General features: G+C 43.1%; 2 protein-coding genes. One reads left to right on the forward strand and one right to left on the reverse strand.

Going from position 1 to position 2370, the window contains the following annotated elements:
• Positions 1–428, reverse strand: a 428-nt coding sequence (locus A3735_RS17625; RefSeq protein WP_068638366.1) for a hypothetical protein, incomplete at its 3' end; no start/stop codon positions are given.
• 152 nt (positions 429–580) lie between these two features.
• Between A3735_RS17625 and A3735_RS17630 the strand changes: the two genes are divergently transcribed.
• On the forward strand, positions 581–2221 hold the full coding sequence (locus A3735_RS17630) for a tetratricopeptide repeat-containing response regulator (RefSeq protein ID WP_068515721.1): 1641 nt from the start codon (positions 581–583) through the stop codon (positions 2219–2221).
• The last annotated feature ends 149 nt before the right edge of the window (positions 2222–2370 follow it).

Below are 2370 nucleotides of genomic sequence, written 5' to 3' on the forward strand. Positions count from 1 at the left end.
TCTTCAATTGAGTCAATATCAAGCTGGTTCTCGATAGCCAGGTCATTTCGTTTCGCTAGCAGCGTTTCTAGTGGGTGAGAGCTAAAGAGCTGGGTGATTGAAGCTATTTCAAAGCCTAGTTCGTTATTATAAGTCTCGAATAGCAGTTCTAATAAGGCTTCATCTTCATCTAGGCCATCAATAAAAACTGTTTGGCCATCCAAGTCCTGGTTTAGTTCTCGAATTACGTCAGGCCCGGAAACACCTTGATCAAAAAGAAATTGAAGATCTACGGTGCTGTCGGTATTGTCCCAAGGGTCCCATTCGTCATCAGGGATAATAAGTACAGACTTGATTTGGCCGTTGGCTAGTGACCAGGTAATTGCAGTTGGAAAACCGCCTTCATCTGGTGTGCTGTATTCAATATCGATAAAAGAAGGGAATTCCATATTAGATAGATAAGACCATGCTTGTTAAAAGCCTGAATTTTCTATTGTTCAGTGTCGTGAGTCAAAAGAAATATTTGAATATACGCTATCTGATTTGATTTTTTGTCTACACTTAGGAGTATTAAATTTAGGAACAGTGAAGTAAGTGTTTTATGAGTGAGTTGCAAAGACAAATTCAGCTAGCCAAATACTATCGCAATCTGCGCTTTTTGGTTGTCGATGATTTCGAAAACTTTCGTCTTTCAATACGCCAAATGATCAGAGCGTTTGGGGTTGAGAGTATCGAGGTAACGGGGAATGGTGAAGACGCCGTTGCTCGTTGTGAGCATGAAGAGTTTGATATTATTTTGTGCGACTATAACCTAGGCCCCGGAAAGAGCGGGCAACAGGTTCTGGAAGAACTTCGTCACAATAAAATTCTTAAGCATACAGGCATATTCATACTCATCACGGCAGAAACTTCTAAAGATATGGTCATGGGAGCGCTTGAATACTTGCCTGATGGCTACATCACAAAGCCTATTACAAAAGCCGTTTTACAAAAACGTTTGGATGCAATGATCGAGCAGCGTGAGGTATTGAAACCTATTAATGAGGCGATTGATGCTGAAAACCTCCCCAAAGCGATCGAACTAATCAATAAAGAGGTTCGCTACGAAACTAAATATATCACCTGGTGTATGCGCAAGCTTGCTAGTCTTTATTTTCAGATGGGTGAGAACGAACGCGCAGCGAAGATATATCGTGACGTGTTATCGACACGTGATATTGGTTGGGCAAGGCTTGGTTTAAGCAAGGTGCAAGTTGCTTTGGGTGACTATGAAGGCGCTATCAAGGGGCTTCAAGGCTTATTAGCAGGTAACCCGAACTTAATTGAAGCCTATGATACCTTGGCCGAAGCGCAACTAAAGCATGGGAAGGCCCGCGATGCGCAAAAAACTTTGGCAAAGGCTGTTGATATTTCACCGCATGCTATTCTGCGTCAGCAGAAACTTGCTGAAGTTTGCTCTAAAAATAAAGATGTTGAAGGCGCTGCGGATGCTTTTTGTCAAAGTGTAAAGTTGGGGCACAATTCTGTACACGAGTCTTCTGAAAATTATTTAAGTTTAGGTCGCTGCCTTTCTGATTTGGCTGAAGGTGATACGTCGGATAATGGTAAAAAACAGGCAAAAGAAGCTGTTCATATTCTAGGGCGTGCTAGTAAGAAATTTAAGGATGATGTCAATGTTCAGGCTAGTGCATTATTGATCGAGGCCCGTGTTCACAAAGGGCAGGGTGATGACAAAAAGTCTCAGGCTGCACTGGATAAAGCCCAGGAAACAATGGATGTATCGAGCGCCTCAGCTGAAACAACCTTGGAGTTTGCTAAAACACTCTACAGTATGGGAGACGAGACCGAAGCCGAGAAGGTATTAAGTGATTTGGCAGAGCGTCACTCGGACGACAAGGGTGTCATGAACAATATTGAAGAGTTGCTTGATGAGCCTGTTAGCCTTCAGAAAAGGGTTAAAGCTAGAAAGCTTAACAAGAGTGGTATTACTGCATTTGAAGAGGGTGATCTGGACGAAGCGATTCGCGTTTTTGATGAGGCGCTTCAGGTTACGCCAAAACACCCAGCCCTTAACCTTAATACCGTCCAGGTAATGCTAAAACAAATTCGACAGCAAGGTGGCAACCCTCAGCTCAAAGCAAAGTGTGAGCAATGCTTGGACAATGTTAAGCATATTCCTGCTCAGCATAGGCAATACAAACGCTTCCAAAGTTTACAAACGAAGGTTAAGGCACTGTCCTAGTCGTAGGTAACAGTGGGTATCGCAAGTCCTGGCTTCAATTGTATGGGAATAATCTGTTGCAACGTGTAATTTCCACTTGAGCCTGACTCATTTGCTCGCTATTATTCCTGCGCCTATTTTTCCGCCCTTAGCTCAGCTGGATAGAGCGT

The organism is Oleiphilus sp. HI0061, assembly GCF_001635675.1.